The 17,883-nt window shown below is 74.2% G+C and carries 13 protein-coding genes; 8 read left to right on the plus strand and 5 right to left on the minus strand.

Going from position 1 to position 17,883, the window contains the following annotated elements; all coding sequences use genetic code 11:
* Positions 1–82 precede the first annotated feature (82 nt).
* The 4 genes from ACIBNE_RS07980 to ACIBNE_RS07995 all read left to right on the plus strand — a co-directional run bounded on the left by ACIBNE_RS07980 (position 83) and on the right by ACIBNE_RS07995 (position 4,463).
* Positions 83–1,090: a FecCD family ABC transporter permease gene (locus ACIBNE_RS07980; protein ID WP_399270595.1), complete on the plus strand. Its 1,008-nt coding sequence runs from the start codon at positions 83–85 to the stop codon at positions 1,088–1,090.
* Entirely contained in the window at positions 1,087–2,199 is a 1,113-nt protein-coding gene (locus tag ACIBNE_RS07985; RefSeq protein ID WP_399270596.1) for a FecCD family ABC transporter permease, read from the plus strand. Before ACIBNE_RS07980 ends, ACIBNE_RS07985 begins: the two co-directional genes overlap by 4 nt.
* Positions 2,196–3,041, plus strand: a complete 846-nt coding sequence (locus ACIBNE_RS07990) for an ABC transporter ATP-binding protein (protein ID WP_399270597.1) — start codon at positions 2,196–2,198, stop codon at positions 3,039–3,041. The genes ACIBNE_RS07985 and ACIBNE_RS07990 overlap by 4 nt, the downstream gene beginning before the upstream one ends.
* 471 nt (positions 3,042–3,512) lie before the next feature.
* The gene (locus ACIBNE_RS07995; RefSeq protein WP_399270598.1) at positions 3,513–4,463 is read left to right on the plus strand and encodes an ABC transporter substrate-binding protein; all 951 of its coding nucleotides are present in this window, start codon (positions 3,513–3,515) and stop codon (positions 4,461–4,463) included.
* Between the two features lie 412 nt (positions 4,464–4,875).
* Here ACIBNE_RS07995 and ACIBNE_RS08000 read toward each other — a convergent pair whose 3' ends face one another.
* Positions 4,876–6,195: a hypothetical protein gene (locus tag ACIBNE_RS08000; protein ID WP_399270599.1), complete on the minus strand. Its 1,320-nt coding sequence runs from the start codon at positions 6,193–6,195 to the stop codon at positions 4,876–4,878.
* A 101-nt stretch (positions 6,196–6,296) separates the two neighbouring features.
* Here ACIBNE_RS08000 and ACIBNE_RS08005 point away from each other — a divergent pair, with 101 nt between their 5' ends.
* Entirely contained in the window at positions 6,297–8,978 is a 2,682-nt protein-coding gene (locus ACIBNE_RS08005) for a helicase-associated domain-containing protein (protein ID WP_399270600.1), read from the plus strand.
* On the opposite strand, the gene ACIBNE_RS08010 is transcribed toward ACIBNE_RS08005, so the two are convergent.
* The gene (locus ACIBNE_RS08010) at positions 8,941–9,492 is read right to left on the minus strand and encodes a VanZ family protein (protein ID WP_399270601.1); all 552 of its coding nucleotides are present in this window, start codon (positions 9,490–9,492) and stop codon (positions 8,941–8,943) included. The two genes, ACIBNE_RS08005 and ACIBNE_RS08010, sit on opposite strands and share 38 nt — an antisense overlap.
* A 121-nt stretch (positions 9,493–9,613) precedes the next feature.
* On the opposite strand from ACIBNE_RS08010, the gene ACIBNE_RS08015 reads away from it, so the two are divergent.
* Complete coding sequence (locus ACIBNE_RS08015; RefSeq protein WP_399270602.1) at positions 9,614–11,251, plus strand: DNA repair helicase XPB; 1,638 nt, start codon at positions 9,614–9,616, stop codon at positions 11,249–11,251.
* Between the two features lie 48 nt (positions 11,252–11,299).
* On the opposite strand, the gene ACIBNE_RS08020 is transcribed toward ACIBNE_RS08015, so the two are convergent.
* On the minus strand, positions 11,300–11,500 hold the full coding sequence (locus ACIBNE_RS08020) for a hypothetical protein (RefSeq protein WP_399270603.1): 201 nt from the start codon (positions 11,498–11,500) through the stop codon (positions 11,300–11,302).
* A 313-nt stretch (positions 11,501–11,813) separates the two neighbouring features.
* On the opposite strand from ACIBNE_RS08020, the gene ACIBNE_RS08025 reads away from it, so the two are divergent.
* Positions 11,814–13,940, plus strand: coding sequence for a HelD family protein (locus ACIBNE_RS08025; RefSeq protein WP_399270604.1), 2,127 nt, complete (start codon positions 11,814–11,816; stop codon positions 13,938–13,940).
* Positions 13,941–14,135: 195 nt separating this feature from the next.
* Here ACIBNE_RS08025 and ACIBNE_RS08030 read toward each other — a convergent pair whose 3' ends face one another.
* Together ACIBNE_RS08030 and ACIBNE_RS08035 are read right to left on the minus strand one after the other, a co-directional pair.
* Positions 14,136–14,429: a metal-sensitive transcriptional regulator gene (locus ACIBNE_RS08030; RefSeq protein WP_399270605.1), complete on the minus strand. Its 294-nt coding sequence runs from the start codon at positions 14,427–14,429 to the stop codon at positions 14,136–14,138.
* Positions 14,426–16,684: a heavy metal translocating P-type ATPase gene (locus tag ACIBNE_RS08035; RefSeq protein WP_399270606.1), complete on the minus strand. Its 2,259-nt coding sequence runs from the start codon at positions 16,682–16,684 to the stop codon at positions 14,426–14,428. Before ACIBNE_RS08035 ends, ACIBNE_RS08030 begins: the two co-directional genes overlap by 4 nt.
* Before the next feature lie 205 nt (positions 16,685–16,889).
* On the opposite strand from ACIBNE_RS08035, the gene ACIBNE_RS08040 reads away from it, so the two are divergent.
* Complete coding sequence (locus tag ACIBNE_RS08040) at positions 16,890–17,804, plus strand: hypothetical protein (protein ID WP_399270607.1); 915 nt, start codon at positions 16,890–16,892, stop codon at positions 17,802–17,804.
* Positions 17,805–17,883: the final 79 nt, after the last annotated feature.

Below are 17,883 nucleotides of genomic sequence, written 5' to 3' on the forward strand. Positions count from 1 at the left end.
CATCTCGCGCACCTCCGGCACGTCTCCGCGCACGTCCCCGCACGTCTCCGCGTACCTCCCGCACTCCTCCCGACGGGAAACGATGTCTGCCGCTCCCCGCAGCTCCAGACGCGCTGTCGCGACGGCGGTCGCCGTCGTGGCGCTGCTGCTGGCCGTGCTCCTCAGCCTCGCCGTCGGCGCCCGCGCCGTCGCCCCGGCCACGGTGCTCGACGCGCTGCTGGGCCACGGCGGCGGCAACGACGCCGAGGTGGTGCGCGGCCTGCGGGTGCCGCGCACCGCGGTGGCCGTGCTGGTCGGCGTCGCGCTGGCCCTGGCGGGCACGGCGCTCCAGGGCATCACCCGCAACCCGATCGCCGACCCCGGGATCCTCGGGATCAGCCAGGGCGCGTCGGTCGGCGTGGTCCTGGCGATCGCGTTCGCGGGCGTCCACACCCTCTCCGGCTACGTCTGGTTCGCCTTCGCGGGCGCGGCCCTCGCCGCCGTCGCGGTGTACGCGATCGCGTCAGGCGGGCGGGGCGGGGCCACGCCCGTGAAGCTCGCGCTGGGCGGCGCGGCGATCAACGCGCTGCTGGTGTCCGTGACGACGGGGGTCCTGACGACCCGGGCGTCCGCGCTGGACGAGTTCCGGTTCTGGCAGGTCGGCTCGGTCGCCGGACGCGACGCGGAGGTCATTGGCCAGATCTGGCCGTTCCTGCTGGCCGGTGTCGTCCTCGTGCTCTCCGTCGCCCGGGGACTCGACGCGCTGGCGCTGGGCGAGGACGTGGCGAAGGGCCTGGGGCAGCGGGTCGCGACGGTGCGGATCGTGGGCGGCCTGGGCGCGACGGTCCTCACCGGGGCGGGCGTGGCGGCGGCCGGCCCCATCGCGTTCGTCGGCCTGGCCGTCCCGCACGTCGCGCGCGCCGTCGTCGGCGGCGACCACCGCTGGGTACTGCCCATGGCGGCGCTGATCGGCCCCGTGATGCTGCTGGTCGCGGACGTCGTCGGCCGGGTGGTGTTCCCGCCGAGCGAGGTGCCAGCGGGCGTGACGACGGCACTCATCGGGGTGCCGTTCCTGGTGGTCCTGGTGCGGCGGAAGGCGGTCCCGGCATGAGCGGCACGGCCGTCGACGACACGGCCGCGGACGGCGCGGGGGCCGGGGGCGCGGCGCGGGTGCGTCCCGCCGGGTACTCCCGCGTACGGCTGAACAGGGCGACGTTCCTGGTGCACCGCCGCTCGCTCGCCGCCGCGGGCGGCCTCGCCGCGCTGCTCGCGGCGGTCTGCGTCGCGTACCTCTGCGTCGGCGAGGGCTTCGTCTCCCCCGCCGAGGTCCTGAAGGTCGCCGCCGGGCGGCCGTCCCCCGACGAACTGGTCGTCGGCACGCTGCGGCTGCCCCGCATGACGGTCGGCCTGCTGGTCGGCGCGGCCTTCGGCATCGCCGGCGCGCTCATCCAGACCGTCGCCCGCAACCCGCTCGCCAGCCCCGACATCATCGGCGTCAGCCAGGGCGCGAGCGCGGTCACCGTCGGCGCGCTGACCTTCGGCGTCACCTCGTACACCGTCCTGCCGTACCTCTCAGTGGCGGGCGGCATCGCCGCCGCCGCGCTCGTCCACCTCTTCGCCTGGCGCGGCGGCCTGCACGCCACGCGCTTCGTCGTCATCGGCATCGGCTTCGCGATCGCCCTGCGCTCGATCACCACCCTGTTCATGTCCAAGGGCGACTACCTGGTCGCCCAGCAGGCCCAGATCTGGATGACCGGATCGCTCAACGGCCGGGGCTACGAGGAGGCCGCGCCGCTCTCCTGGGTGCTCCTGCTGCTCCTGCCCGCGATCCTGTGGGCGGCCCGCGCGCAGCGCACGGTGGCCCTGGACGACGACACGGCGACCTCGCTCGGCGTACGCCTGAACAGGGTGCGCCTCGGGCTCGTCCTGCTCGGGGTCGTCCTCGCGTCGGTGGCGACGGGCGCGGCGGGGCCGGTCGACTTCGTGGCGCTGCTGGCGCCGCAGATCGCGCGGCGCACGACGCGCACCGCGCAGATCCCGTTGCTGTCGTCCGCGCTGACGGGCGCGGTGATCGTGGTCCTGGCGGACCTGCTGGCCCGCAGGCTCTTCTCGCCCACGGAGCTTCCGGTGGGCGTACTGACGGCCGCCGTCGGCGCCCCGTACTTGATCTGGCTCATCGTGCGGAGCCGTGGCGTCGGTGTGGGCGGAGGCAAGGCATGAGCATGAGGCGGGGACAGGAGAAGGCGCCTGAGGCCGGGGCGGAGGCGGGGGGCGGCAGTCGGCTCGCCGCCCGTGCGCTGACGCTCGCCTACGACGACCGCACGGTCGTCCACGAGCTGGACCTGGCGGTCCCCGACGGGCGCGTCACCGTCATCGTCGGCCCCAACGCCTGCGGCAAGTCGACGACGCTGCGGGCGCTGGGACGGCTGCTGAAGCCGCGCGGCGGCGCGGTGCTCCTGGACGGCGCGGAACTGTCCACCCTGCCCACGAAGCGGATCGCCCGGTCGATCGGGCTGCTGCCGCAGGCCCCGGCCGCCCCCGAGGCGATCACCGTCGCCGACCTCGTCTCGCGCGGGCGCCAGCCGCACCAGGCGTGGTGGAAGCAGTGGTCGGACGAGGACGAGCGGGCGGTACGGGACGCGATGGAACGCACCGACGTCGCGGCGCTCGCCGAGCGGTCCGTGGACGAGCTGTCCGGCGGGCAGCGGCAGCGGGTGTGGATCGCGATGGCGCTCGCGCAGGAGACGGACCTCCTGCTGCTCGACGAGCCCACGACGTACCTGGACATCTCCCACCAGGTGGAGGTCCTGGACCTGGTGCGCCAGCTGAACCACGAGCGGGGGCGGACGGTGGTGATCGTCCTGCACGACCTCAACCAGGCCGCCCGGTACGCCGACCACCTCGTCGCGATGAAGGCGGGGCGCGTCGTCGCCGAGGGGCGGCCTTCGGAGGTGGTGACGGCGGGGCTGGTGCGGGAGGTGTTCGGGCTGGAGGCGGTGGTGGTGCCGGATCCGGTGACGGGGTTGCCGTTGGTGGTGCCGGCGGCGCCCTGGGCGCCGTAGGCGCCCGTCTTTCGGGGGCCTTTTGGGGTCCCGTTGCCTCGGGGTGCCGTTTTTTGCGCAGTTCCCCGCGCCCCTGGGTGGATGGGGTGATCCGGTCACGGGGATGGTGTGCCCGGGGGGCCGGGGGCGCTCCAGGGTGCACTCCTCAGATCACGAGCCGTGGCCGTTTCCAGTCCTGGGTAACCCGGGTCTTGGCTCGTGCTCCTGCGGGGAGCACCCTTCCGACCCCCACCCCGGGGTACCCATATGCCCCCGGTGTGAACGGGCCCCGATAGGGGCGCGGGGAACTGCGCGAGGGTGGGGCAGATGCCGCGCGTACCCATCCCGCGTAAGCGGGCTCGCCACCGGCAGGTTGGGGAGCCGGGGCGGTCCCGGGGACACGGCCCTCGCGGAGAAGCGGCCCTTTGGGGGCGCGCTGGGTAGGGACTTCCGTGACCGGTTCCGCCGCCAGCCGACCGAGAGGCCAGCCCCATGACCGTCACCTCAGCCCGTACCCTCGCCCTCGCTCTTGCCGGTGTCCTCGCGCTCTCCGCCTGCGGGTCGTCCGACGACGGCGACACCGCCTCGGGAGACACGCACACCGTCAAGACCGCGATGGGCGACGTCACCGTCAAGGACGCCCCTCGTCGTGTCGTCGTCCTCGACACCGCCGAGCTGGACTCGGTGATCACGCTCGGCGTGAAGCCCGTGGGCGCCACCCACGTGGAGACCTCGGACGGCTTCCTGAGCTACGTGCCCAGGGAGAAGCTCGAAGGCGTCAAGGACGTCGGGGAGATGATGAACCCCAACCTGGAGGCCGTCGCCGCGCTCAAGCCCGACCTCATCCTGACCAGCAAGATCCGGCACGCCGACAAGTACGAGCAGCTGAAGAAGATCGCGCCGACCGTCATGACGGAGACCACCGGTTACCCCTGGAAGGAGAACTTCCAGCTGCACGCGGACGCGCTCGGCAAGAAGGCGGAGGCGGCGAAGGCCGTCGCCGCGTACGGGGCCCACGCGAAGAAGGTGACCGCCGCGCTCGGCGGCCCCGCGAAGGCGAAGGCGACCGAGGTGAACGTCGTCCGGTTCATGGAGGGCGCGGACATCCGCGTCTACGGCGAGAAGAGCTACATCGCGACGGTCCTCAAGGACGTCGGCCTGGGGCGCGCGCCGATCTCCGCGAAGGCGAAGGACGGGTTCTCGTACGACCTCTCGCCCGAGAAGATCGACCTCGCGGACACCGATGTGATCTTCCGGTCGACGTACGGCGATCCGAAGAAGGCGAAGGAGACGCAGACGGTGGGCGGCGGGCTGTGGAAGAACATGCGGGCGGTCAGGACGGGGAACGTCCACGTGGTGGACGACGAGCTGTGGATCCAGGGGATCGGCTACACGGCGGCGGACAAGCTCCTGGACGAGCTGGAGTCCTTCCTGACGAAGTGAGGGGTTCCGCAGGGCGGGGTGGGTGGGCATGTGCGGCCCGGTACCCAATTGCTCGCGCAGTTCCCCGCGCCCCTGACGGGGCCCGATCACACCGAGGGCGTAATGGGTACCCCGGGGTGGGGGTCGGAAGGGTGCTCCCCGCAGGAGCACGAGCCAAGACCGGGGTTACCCAGGACTGGAAACGGTTCCGGCTCGTGATCCGAGGAGTGCACCCTGGAGCGCCCCCGGCCCCTTGGGCACTCAACCCGTGACCGGATCACCCCATCCCCCTAGGGGCGCGGGGAACTGCGCAAAAAAACGGCACCCCCGTGCAACGGGAACCCAAGAGGACCGGGCACCCCGTGCCGCGCAAAAGACGGCACCCCGAGGCAACGGGACCCCAAAGGACCGGGCCCACCACAGGACCACCCGGTCAAACCTTCCGCGCCCGCCACACCAGATACGCCGCAGACCCCAGCGCAGCCCCCCGCACCACCCAGGGCCACGTCTCCGCCATCGCCGCCTTCATCGCGCCCTCCGCGATGGGCGCCCCCCAGCGCCCCTCGACGCGGCCCCACAGCCACACCGCGCCGCCGGCGACCGCGACCCCGGGCAGCCCCATCGCGGCCCACTTCGCCTGGGCGCGGCTCAGCTTCCGGGAGAAGTACGCCAGTACCCAACCGCCGCCGAGCGCGAACACCGAACCCGTCACGACCCCCGCGACCAGCAGCGCGGCAGCCAGCCAGAGCAGTGGGTTACGGAACTGGAACCGCCACCTCCGGCCCGTCCGCGCCCCTTCCTCCGCGTCCCCGTCGGCCCCGGCCTCCGCCTCCGTGCCGTCCGCCTCGTCGGACTCCTCGTCGGGCTCCTCCTCGCCCTCCGCACCGCCCTTCCCGGGCTTGTCCGTCTCCGGGGGCCGTAGTATCTCCGGGATCTCCACGCCCCCGACGAACCCGGGCACCCCGGTCGCCCCCGACGAGAACGGCCCCGCCTCCAGGCGCCACCAGTCGACCCCGTCGGACGGGCCGAGTTCGTCGGAACCGGCGAGGTGCGGCGGCGCGCCGCCCGTGGCGGGCGGGAACACGGCGAACTCCGCGCTCTCCTCCGTACCGCGCGCCCCACCCGTACCGCGCGCCCCGCCCTCGCTCCCGGAGCCGCCGCCTTCCGCCCCGTCGCCGCGCCGGGGCCGGGGCACGACCTTGCCCAGCCCCCGCACCAGCCCGGCCCCCAGCCCCGAACCGGCGCCGCCCGCGCCCGAACCCGGACCCGCGCCAGAACCCGGACCCGGACCCGAGTCACCCCGCCCTGCCGCCGCATCCGAGCCGCCGCCCGCGCCGCGCCCAGCGCCGGAAGCAGCGCCGGAACCCTTCCTGAACCTGGGCCCGGCCTCCGCCCCCGCGCCACGCCCAGCCCCCGAACCGGACCCGGACCCCGAGCCCGGCCCCCGGCCCAGCCCGAGGAATCCCCCCAGCCCCCTCGGCTCGGGGGGCTCCTCCTCGCCCAGCGGCGTCACGTCCACCGTGCCGTCCGACGCCGCCGCCACCACCGCTTCCGGGGAGCCCAGACGGGTGAGGAGGCGGCGTACCGTCGCGGGGCTGTCCGCCGTGCCGAGCCCGCCGCGCTGCCGGTCGATCTCGGCGCGCAGCTTCGTCACCAGCCTCATGCGCGTGCCCGAGGGCAGCTGGTTCTGCTGGGCCAGGTCGCCGACCCGGCTCAGATAGTCGTAGACGAGCTGGTCGCTCTCGATCCCCACCGCGTCGTTCTCCCTCTGCCCTGCCCTGCCAGGTCCGCCCCGGACCGTACTGCCACCCGCCCTGCCCCGACCGTAGCGCCACAGGCACTACCGTGGGGCGGATGGGGACCACACCGACGGGTACCACTCAGTCCGACCAGTCCGACTCCGCCCAGTCAGGCTCCGCACGGCCCGGCCCCGCGCCGGCCGACCCGGAACAGGCCGACGCGACACCGGCCGACGCGGAACAGGCCGACACCGCGCAGGCCGCCACCGCACCGACCGACGCGGCGCCCACCGGCGTACCCGCGAGCACCCCCGCACCCCCTCCCGCCCGCACCCACGCACCCGCACCCGCGTCCGCCCCGCCCCGCACTCTCGCCGAGGCGCTCCGCGCCCGTGACGACGCCTCGCTCGCCGCGCTGCTGCGGGCGCGGCCCGACCTGCTGGGGCCCGTACCGAACGACCTCACGCAGCTCGCGACCCGTGCCGGGACCCGGGCGTCCGTCGTGCGGGCGCTGGAGCACCTGGACCGGTTCGCGCTCCAGGTCGCGGAGGCGCTGGCGGTGGCGCCCGACCCCGCTCCGTACGACGTGCTGCGCGCGCTCCTCGCCGGGGACGACGGCGACGCGGCCGTCGAGAGGGCGCTGCCCGGCGCCGTCGCGACGCTCCGCGAACAGGCGGTCCTGTGGGGCGACGACGAGCGGCTGCGCCTCGTGCGCACCGCGCGCGAGCTGTTGACCCCGTCCCCGCAGCACCCCTCGCCCACCGGGCTGGGGCCGACCGTCGCCGAGGCGACGTCGGGCATGTCGCCGGGGCGCATCCAGGAGGTCATCGCCGCGACGGGGCTGCCGTCCACGCACGACGCGGTCTCGGCGGTCGCGGCGCTCACCGGGCTGTTCACCGACCGGCGGCGCATGGCCGGGCTGCTGGACACCGCGCCGGCCGAGGCGCTGGCGGTGCTGGACCGGCTGGTGTGGGGGCCGCCGTACGGCGAGGTGAGCGCGAGCCCGGCGCCGCCCGTGCGATGGCTGCGCGACCGGGGGCTGTTGCTCCCCGCGTCGGCGCGCACGGTCGTGCTGCCCCGCGAGGTCGCGCTGCACCTGCGCGGCGGCCGGGCGCACCGGCACCCGGAGCCGGACGCGCCGCTGGTCGCGGCGCGCACCGAGTACCGTCCCCAGGTTGTGGACAACGCGGCGGCCGCGCAGGCGCTCGGCGCCCCGGCCACCGTCGAGGACCTGCTGAAGTCCTGGAACGGCGGCGGTCCGCCCGTGCTGCGCGCGGGCGGCCTGTCCGTACGGGACCTCAAGCGCACCGCCGCCGCCCTGGACACCACCGAGCAGCTCGCCGCGTTCTGGCTCGAACTCAGTTACGGGGCGGGCCTGTTGGCCTCCGACGGCGAGGCGGACGAGCGGTACTGCCCCACGCCCACGTACGACGAATGGCTCGAAGGGCCGCCCGCGACCCGCTGGGCGTTGCTGGCCACGACCTGGCTGGCGGGCACCCGCACGTCGGGGCTGGTCGGCGGGCAGGACGCCAAGGGGCGCACCCTCTCGGCGCTCGGCCCCGAGCTGGACCGCTCGGCGGCGCCCGAGGTGCGGCGCAGGGTGCTGGCCCTGCTGGCCGCGCTGCCCGACGGCACCTCGCCCGACCCGGAGTCGCTGCTGGCGCGGCTGCGTTGGGAGCGTCCGTTGCGCGGGGCGAGCGGTTCGGCGGTGGACCTGCGGGCGCGGCTCGCGCTGTGGACGCTGAACGAGGCGGAGCTGCTGGGGGTCACGGGGCGCGGCGCGCTGACCACGCACGGCCGGGCACTCATCGGCGAACTGCCGGGCTCTCCTGCGGAGTTGGCGCTGCGTGGCGCGCTGGCCGCGCAGCGGCTGGCGCCGCTGCTGCCGGAGCCGGTGGACCACGTGCTGCTCCAGGCGGACCTGACGGCCGTCGCGCCGGGGCCGCTGCTGCGGCCGCTGGCGGAGACGCTGTCGGTGCTGGCGGACGTCGAGTCCAAGGGCGGTGCGACGGTCTACCGCTTCACCCCCGGCTCCGTACGCAGGGCACTCGACGCCGGCCGCGCGGCCTCCGACCTGCACGCCTTCCTCGCGCGGCACTCGCGCACGCCGGTGCCGCAGCCGCTGACGTACCTGATCGACGACGTGGCGCGGCGCCACGGCCACCTGCGGGTGGGCGCCGCCTCCTCGTACGTGCGCTGCGACGACGAGACGGTCCTCGGGGAGATCGTCGCGGACAAGCGCTCGGCGGCGCTCGGCGTGCGGCGGCTCGCGCCGACGGTCCTGGCCGCGCGCGTGGATCCGGCCGAACTCCTCGACGGGCTGCGGCAGATGGGGTACGCCCCGGCGGCCGAGTCGGCGGACGGCGACGTGCTGATCACCCGCGCGGGCGCGTACCGCACCCCGCCGCGCACCGCACCCGTGCCGGTCCCCGAGGGCCCGCCGGTCCCCGACGCGACGCTGCTCGCGGCGGCCGTACGGGCGATCAGGGCGGGCGACACGGCGGCGACGGTGGCCCGCAAGGAGCAGCCCTCCGCCGCCTCCGGCGGCACCGGCGGCGACCTGCCGCGCACCTCGGCGGCCGAGACCCTGGCCACGGTCCAGGCGGCGGCCATGACGGGCTCGGCGGTCTGGATCGGCTACGTCAACGCGGACGGCGCGGCCAGCCAGCGGGTGATCGCGCCGGTGCGGGTGGAGGGCGGTTTCGTGACGGGGTACGACCACACGGCGGACGAGGTCCGCACGTACCCGCTGCACCGCATCACGGGCGTGGCGGAGCTTGCGGAGGACCCGGCCTAGGGGCCGTCCAGCGGTGCCACCAGTGGCGGCGCCTGGGGTGCAGCGCGCGCCCGAGCCGCCGCCCGGCGACCAGGTAACCGGCCAGCGCCCCGGCGGTGTTGAGCAGCACGTCGTCGACGTCGAAGGCGCGCCCGGTGACGACGACCCCCTGCACGGCCTCGACCAGCAGCATCACGGCGGCGGTCACGGCGGCGACCCGCAGGAGCCCGCGCGCCCCGGGCGCGATGACCGGCAGCAGCACGCCGAAGGGCAGCCCGAGCAGCAGGTTCCCGCCGAGCTGCTTGACGGAGTCGCGCAGCTCGGGCCGCTCCAGATAGGCGCGCACGGAGTCGCCGGGGCGCAGATTGGTGTGCGTGAGGTCGGCGGACTCCGGCGAGGGCACGAGCGTGGCGCGCGCGAGCAGCGCGGCGAAGCCCACCATGCAGACGAAGCCGAGCGCCAGCACGAGGAAGCGGGCGACGAGCGCTCCCGTGCTGCGTCTCTGAAGGGGCGGCGGTGTTTCCTCCTGGGGCATGCGCACCCGGGTACCCCGTGTCCCCGCGACGAACCCCTCCGCACCTCCCCCGGCCGTGCGGCACACTGGAGGTTTGGCCGACAGGCCGATCTCCGGCAGAACGGCAGAAAGGGCTCCTCGCGTGAACGGGCCTCTCATCGTCCAGAGCGACAAGACGCTCCTCCTCGAAGTCGACCACGAGCAGGCCGACGCCTGCCGCCGCGCCATCGCGCCCTTCGCGGAGCTGGAGCGCGCCCCCGAGCACATCCACACCTACCGGCTCACCCCGCTCGGCCTGTGGAACGCGCGGGCGGCGGGGCACGACGCCGAGCAGGTCGTGGACGCCCTCGTGGAGTACTCCCGCTATCCCGTGCCGCACGCGCTGCTGGTCGACGTCGCCGAGACGATGGACCGGTACGGGCGGCTCACCCTCTCCAAGCACCCGGCGCACGGCCTGGTCCTGACGACCACCGACCGGCCGGTCCTCGAAGAGATCCTGCGGTCGAAGAAGATCCAGCCGCTCGTCGGGGCGCGGGTCGACGCCGACACCGTCGTCGTGCACCCCTCGGAGCGCGGCCAGATCAAGCAGACGCTGCTGAAGCTGGGCTGGCCGGCCGAGGACCTCGCCGGGTACGTGGACGGCGAGGCGCACCCCATCGAGCTGGCCGAGGACGGCTGGACCCTGCGGCCGTACCAGAAGCAGGCCGTCGAGGGGTTCTGGCACGGCGGCAGCGGCGTGGTCGTGCTGCCGTGCGGCGCGGGCAAGACGCTGGTCGGGGCGGGCGCGATGGCGCAGGCCAAGGCCACGACGCTGATCCTCGTCACGAACACCGTCTCCGCCCGGCAGTGGAAGTCCGAGCTGGTGAAGCGGACCTCGCTGACCGAGGACGAGATCGGCGAGTACAGCGGTACGAAGAAGGAGATCCGGCCGGTCACCATCGCCACGTACCAGGTCCTGACGACCCGGCGGAAGGGCGTCTACCCGCACCTGGAGCTGTTCGACTCCCGGGACTGGGGGCTCATCGTCTACGACGAGGTGCACCTGCTGCCCGCGCCGGTCTTCAAGTTCACCGCCGACCTCCAGGCCCGGCGGCGGCTCGGCCTGACGGCGACGCTCGTGCGGGAGGACGGGCGCGAGTCCGACGTCTTCTCGCTCATCGGGCCGAAGCGGTTCGACGCGCCGTGGAAGGAGATCGAGGCGCAGGGGTACATCGCGCCCGCGGACTGCGTCGAGGTCCGCGTCAACCTGACGGACTCCGAGCGGCTCGCGTACGCGACGGCCGAGGCGGAGGAGAAGTACCGCTTCTGTGCGACGACCGCGACGAAGCGGAAGGTCACGGAGGCGATCGTCCGGAAGTTCGCCGGGCAGCAGATCCTGGTCATCGGGCAGTACATCGACCAGCTCGACGAGCTGGGCGAGCACCTGGAAGCGCCGGTGATCAAGGGCGAGACGTCGAACGCGGTGCGGGAGAAGCTGTTCGACGCGTTCCGGGAGGGCGAGATCAGCGTGCTCGTCGTCTCGAAGGTCGCGAACTTCTCGATCGACCTGCCGGAGGCGACGGTCGCGATCCAGGTGTCGGGCACGTTCGGGTCGCGGCAGGAGGAGGCGCAGCGGCTGGGGCGGGTGCTGCGGCCGAAGGCGGACGGGCACCAGGCGCACTTCTACTCGGTCGTGGCGCGGGACACGATCGACCAGGACTTCGCGGCGCACCGGCAGCGGTTCCTGGCGGAGCAGGGCTACGCGTACCGGATCGTGGACGCGGACGAGCTGCTGGGGTAGGGGGCGGGCGGGACGGGGCCGCCCCTCCCCCGGAGGAGCCCGCCCCGGTCAGTGGGTCCTGCGGCGGACGCCCGCTTCCTCGCCGTATTCGCCGAGGACCGCCACGCTGAACGCGGCGCCCGCGAAGACCTTGACCGCGCGCAGGGCGCTGCCGACGCGGTGCTGCTTGTGGGTGGTACCGATGGCGGTGGCGCCTCGGAGGGCGGCACGGCGACCGGTCTGGGCCGGGGTGAAGGCTGCGGTGCTCATGTGTCCATCGTGCCGAAGCGACCCCCCTCGGGGCGTCGGCCCCGGGAGGGAACTGCGGCGCCGCGCACGTACGACTTGAGGCAGACGGCGGGGGGCCTGATCCCCTACGGGACGTAGGGGGCGTCTCAGGGTCGGCGCCCCGGGCGCCCCATCCGGGGCGCCCGCCCCGAAGGGCGTAAAACGTTGGCCCGCCCCGGCCCCCCACCGCTACAATCGCGCCTTCCCCGCCTCCCTCCGTGGAGCGCCGCCGCCCGGACGGAAACCGGACGGCCGCCAGGTCTCACCTCGTACGACCCACTCCGGAGGCAGCACCGTGTCCGCGCACGCCCAGTCCGACGCCCCCCACGACGCCCCCGGCGCATCCCCCGGCACGGCACCCAGCACGGCACCCGGCGCGGCCCCCGGTGACGACCCGCTCGCCCGGGAGCGCGCGCACCTCGCCGCGTCCCGCACCGCGCTGCGCGCCATGCGCGAGGACGTCGAGGCGCTCGACATCCGCGACGTCACCGCGAACTGGGTGAACGCCGCCGTCCTGGAGGCGCAGATCGAAGAGCGGATCAAGGCCCTCGCTGACCTCTCCCACACCCCGCTCTTCTTCGGCCGCCTCGACTACCTGCACCGCGTCGGCGCCGACCGGGCGGAGGGCGCGGAGGGCGAGCAGTTCTACATCGGGCGGCGGCACGTGCACGACGCCGACGGCGACCCGATGGTGATCGACTGGCGCGCCCCCGTCTCGCAGCCGTTCTACCGCGCGACGAAGAACGACCCGCTCGACGTCGGCCTGCGGCGCCGCTTCGGCTACACGGGCGGCGACCTCACCGCGTACGAGGACGAGCACCTGACCGACCCCGGCGAGGCCGAGCAGACCAGCAAGCTGCTCCAGGCGGAGATCGAGCGGCCGCGCGTGGGCCCCATGCGGGACATCGTCGCGACGATCCAGCCGGAGCAGGACGAGATCGTCCGCAGCGGGCTGGGCGGCTCGATCTGCGTGCAGGGAGGGCCCGGCACCGGAAAGACCGCGGTGGGCCTGCACCGGGTGGCGTACCTGCTGTACGCGCACCGCGAGCGCCTCGCTCGCACCGGCACGCTGGTCATCGGGCCGAACGCGTCCTTCCTCCGGTACATCGAGCAGGTCCTCCCGGCGCTGGGCGAGTTGGAGGTCAAGCAGGCGACCGTCGCGGACCTCGTGGGGCGGGTCGAGGTGCGCGGCGAGGACCCGGCGCCCGCCGCCGTCGTCAAGGGCGACGCGCGCATGGCCGAGGTGCTGCGCAGGGCGGTGCGCTCGCACGTCACGCCGCCGACCGAGGGGCTCGTGGTGGTGCGCGGATCGCGGCGCTGGCGCGTGCCGTCGTACGAACTCACCGAAATCGTCGAGGAGTTGCAGGGCCGCGACATGCGGTACGGCGCCGCGCGCGAGGCGCTGCCGCAGCGGATCGCGCACGCGGTGCTGGTCCGGATGGAGCAGGCGGGCGAGGCGCCCGACGACCGCGTGCAGGACTCGGTCGCGCGCAACGCCGCGGTGAAGGCGGCGGTCAAGGCGATCTGGCCGGCGGTGGATCCGGCGAAGCTGGTGCTGCGGCTGCTCTCCGACGCCCCGTTCCTGGCGGAGCACGCGGAGGGCGTGCTGAGCGAGCGGGAGCAGGAGACGGTGCTGTGGGCGAAGCCCGCGCGGTCGGTGAGGTCCGCGAAGTGGTCGGCGGCGGACGCGGTGCTGATCGACGAGGCGACGGACCTCGTGGAGCGCACGCACTCGCTCGGGCACGTCGTCCTCGACGAGGCGCAGGACCTGTCCCCCATGCAGTACCGCGCGGTGGGGCGGCGCTGCACGACCGGGTCCGTGACGGTGCTCGGCGACCTCGCGCAGGGCACGACGCCCTGGGCGACGGCGAGTTGGGCCGAGGCGCTGGGGCACCTGGGCAAGCCGGACGCGGTGGTGGAGGAGCTGACGGCCGGTTTCCGCGTGCCGCGCGAGGTCATCGCGTACGCCTCGCGACTCCTGCCGCACATGTCGCCCGGCCTCGCCGAGGTCAAGTCCGTGCGCGAGTCGCCCGGTTCGCTTGAGGTGCGGGAGGTCGCGGCCGGGACGCGGGACGCGGAGGTGGTGGCGGCGTGCGCGGAGGCGCTGAAGCAGGAGGGGTCGATCGGGCTGATCGCGGCGGACGCGCGGGTGGCGGCGCTGGGCGCGGCGCTTTCGGGGGCGGGGTACTCGTATCTCTCCCCTGGTGAGGAGACCACCGCGGAGTCCCGTCTGACGCTGGTGCCCGCGTCGCTGGCGAAGGGCCTTGAGTACGACTACGTCGTGCTGGACGAGCCCGCGGAGGTGGTGGCGGGGGAGCCCGACGAGCGGACCGGGCTGCGGCGGCTGTACGTCGCGCTGACGAGGGCGGTCTCGGGCTTGACCGTCTGCCACGCGTCCCCCGTACCGGGCCAACTGGCGTGACCCTCCGCGGGGAGCGGGGCGGGTGGGTGCGTTGCGCGTGTGCCCCACTCTCGCGCAGTTCCCCGCGCCCCTAGGTGGTCCGCCTGAACGAGGCCGTCCAGCACAGGCGACTCAGGGGCGCGGGGAACCCCGCCCCGCGCACGCGGAGGGCCCCGGGGTGATGCTCACCCCGGGGCCCCGAACCGTCCCCGCCCCCTACGCCCGCACCAGGCGGGCGATCGCGCGGCTCGCCTCCTCCACCTTTTCCTGCGCCCCCTCCCCGCCCTCCGAAAGCGCCTCCCGCACGCAGCAGTTGAGGTGGTCGTCCAGCAGGGCCAGCGCCGTCGCCCGCAGGGCCGCGCCCGTCGCGGAGATCTGGGTCAGGACGTCGATGCAGTACGTGTCCTCGTCGACCATCCGCTGGAGGCCCCGCACCTGCCCCTCGATCCGCTTCAGCCGCCGGGCGACGTCCGCCTTCCGTGTGCCCGTGGCGCCCGCCCCGCCGCTCACGCCGCCGCCTTGAAGCCGCGCAGCCGCAGGCTGTTGCCGACCACGAAGACCGAGGAGAAGGCCATCGCCGCGCCCGCGATCATCGGGTTCAGCAGCCCCGCCGCGGCCAGCGGCAGCGCGCCGACGTTGTAGGCGAAGGCCCAGAAGAGGTTCGAGCGGATCGTGCCGAGCGTGCGCCGCGACAGGCGGATCGCGTCGGCCGCGGCGCGCAGGTCGCCCCGTACCAGCGTCAAGTCGCCCGCCTCGATCGCCGCGTCCGTGCCCGTGCCCATCGCGAGCCCCAGGTCGGCCTGGGCCAGGGCCGCCGCGTCGTTGACGCCGTCGCCGACCATCGCGACCGAACGGCCCTCGGCCTGGAGGCGCTTGACCACGGACACCTTGTCCTCGGGCATGACCTCGGCGATCACCTCGTCGATCCCGACCTCCGCCGCGACCGCGTCCGCCACCGCCTTGTTGTCGCCGGTCAGCAGGATGGGGGTCAGTCCGAGGCCCCGCAGCCGCCGGATCGCCTCCGCGCTGGTGTCCTTCACCGCGTCCGCGACCACGAGCACCGCCCGCGCCTCGCCGTCCCAGGCGACCGCGATCGCCGTGCGGCCCGCCGCCTCGGCCTCCGCCTTGGCGCGCTCCAGCCCGACCGGGAGTCCGATCGCCCACTCCGCGAGCAGCCGCTCGCGGCCCACCAGCACCGCGTGCCCGTCCACGACGCCCTGCACGCCGAGCCCCGCGACGTTCGCGAAGTCCTCGGGGGCGGGCAGCGTCCCGACCTTCTCGGCGGCGCCCGCGGCGACGGCCTGTGCGATGGGGTGCTCGGAGGCGTGCTCCAGCGCGCCCGCCAGCCGCAGCACCTCGTCCTCGGTGGCGTTGTCGGCGACGTGCACGTCGAGCAGCGTCATCTTTCCGGTGGTGACGGTGCCGGTCTTGTCCAGGACGATCGTGTCGACGCGGCGGGTGGTCTCCAGGACCTCGGGTCCCTTGATCAGGATGCCGAGCTGGGCGCCGCGCCCCGTACCGACCATGAGCGCGGTCGGCGTGGCGAGGCCCAGGGCGCAGGGGCAGGCGATGATCAGTACGGCGACGGCGGCCGTGAACGCGGCGGTCAGACCGGCCCCGTTGCCGAGCCAGAAGCCCAGCGTGCCGAGCGCCAGCGCGATCACGACCGGTACGAACACCGCCGAGATCCGGTCCGCGAGCCGCTGCGCCGCCGCCTTGCCGTTCTGCGCGTCCTCGACGAGCCTGGCCATGCGGGAGAGCTGGGTGTCGGCGCCGACCCGGGTCGCCTCGACGACGAGCCGGCCGCCCGCGTTGAGCGTCGCGCCGGTGACGGAGTCGCCCGCGGAGACCTCGACCGGCACGGACTCGCCGGTCAGCATGGACGCGTCCACGGCCGACGAGCCCTCGACCACCGTGCCGTCGGTGGCGATCTTCTCGCCGGGGCGGACCAGGAAGCGGTCCCCGACCTGGAGTTCGGCGGTCGGGATCAGGACCTCGCGCCCGCCCCGCAGCACCGTCACCTCCTTCGCGCCCAGTTCGAGCAGCGCCTTGAGCGCGGCGCCCGCCTTCCTCTTGGAGCGGGCCTCGAAGTAGCGCCCGGCGAGGATGAAGGCGGTGACTCCGGCGGCGGCCTCCAGGTAGATGTTCCCCGCGCCGTCGCTGCGGGAGATCGTCAGTTCGAAGGGGTGGGTCATGCCGGGCGTTCCGGCGGTGCCGAAGAACAGCGCCCACAGCGACCAGAGGAACGCGGCCGACGTGCCGACCGAGATCAGCGTGTCCATCGTCGCGGCGCCGTGCCTGGCGTTGGTCCAGGCGGCGCGGTGGAAGGGCCAGGCGGCGTACGTGACGACCGGGGCGGCGAGCGTGAGCGAGAGCCACTGCCAGTACTCGATCTGGAGCGCGGGCACCATCGCCATCGCGATGACCGGCACGGAGAGCAGCACGGCGGTGACCAGCCGCTGCCGCAGGGGCCGCAGCTCGTCGTCGGCCCGCTCGTCCCCGGGGGCGTCGGCGGCGCCCTCCGTACGGTCCCGGGCGGGCTCCTGCGCGGTGTAGCCGGTCGCCTCGACGGTGGCGATCAGGTCCTGTACGGAGACGTCCCCGCCCCGGTAGGTGACCTTGGCCTTCTCTGTGGCGTAGTTGACGGTCGCCTCGACGCCGTCCAGCTTGTTGAGCTTCTTCTCGATGCGGGCCGCGCAGGAGGCGCAGGTCATGCCGCCGATCGCGAGTTCGACCTGGGCATCGGTTGCTGTGGTGGCGCTCATGGCGTGCCGCTCTCCTCGTGGTCTCTCGGGGGTGGACTTCGAAATACCCTAGGGGGGTATCTCTGCGATGACTCATGTATACCCCCCTCCCCTATCCGACGCAAGGGCGGCCCCGGGCTTGACTTAATACCCCCTGGGGGTATCTTCGAGTGCAGCGGAGCCGCTCGGGCGCCGCGTCCGGCACCCCCGTACGAGGAGAGTCGTCATGAACACAGGCGTGAAGATCGCCGCTTTCGCCGCCGCGCTCGCCGCCACCTTCGGCACCGCGTACGGGGTGGGCACCGCCGCGGACCCCGTGGTCGCGAAGGAGGAGAAGCCGCGGCACGCGGCGGAGCACGGCAAGGAGAAGGAGTCCGCCGCGGACGGACATGCGGGGCACGGCACGGAGGAGGGCGCCGGGACGCCGGCCGCCGACGGGACCCCCGGTGGCCTCCAGGTCTCCGACAAGGGCTACACCTTCGCGCTGAGGACGCCGACGTTCGCCGCCGGATCCCGTACGGAGATCGCGTTCTCGATCCGGGACGGCAGCGGCCGCGCGGTCACCGCGTACGAGAAGGAGCACGGCAAGGAACTGCACCTGATCGTCGCGTCGCGCGATCTGACGGAGTACCGCCACCTGCACCCCGTACGGGCCGCCGACGGGACCTGGTCGGTGCCGGTGACGCTGCCGAAGGCTGGCGGTTACCGCGCGTTCGCCGACTTCACGCCCTCGGGCGCGGGCAAGGAGAACGTGACGCTCGGCGCGGACCTCGCGGTCTCCGGCGCGTACGCCCCCGCCGCACCGCCCGCCCCCGCGCCGACCGCCCGGGTCGACGGGTACGAGGTGCGGCTCGGCGGCGACCCGCTGCGGCCCGGGAAGCCCTCGACGCTGCGGCTGACGGTCTCGAAGGGCGGCAGGCCGGTGAGCGACCTCCAGCCATACCTGGGGGCGTACGGGCATCTGGTCGCACTGCGCTCCGGTGACCTGGCGTATCTTCACGTCCACCCGAACGACGGAGGTCCGGGGCCCGAGGTGGCCTTCGGCGCGACGGCCCCCAGCCCGGGTACGTACCGTCTGTTCCTGGACTTCCAGCACGAGGGGAAGGTCCGTACGGCTGCCTTTACGGTGCACGCCCATTAGGCTGGCCATTGGACTAGACCTTTGTGGCCTTCACGTATCCCCACGTACCCCCACGTCCCCCCGAGGAGAGATGGCGACC

Source organism: Streptomyces sp. NPDC050504 (assembly GCF_044458065.1).
Taxonomy (GTDB): Bacteria; Actinomycetota; Actinomycetes; order Streptomycetales; family Streptomycetaceae; genus Streptomyces.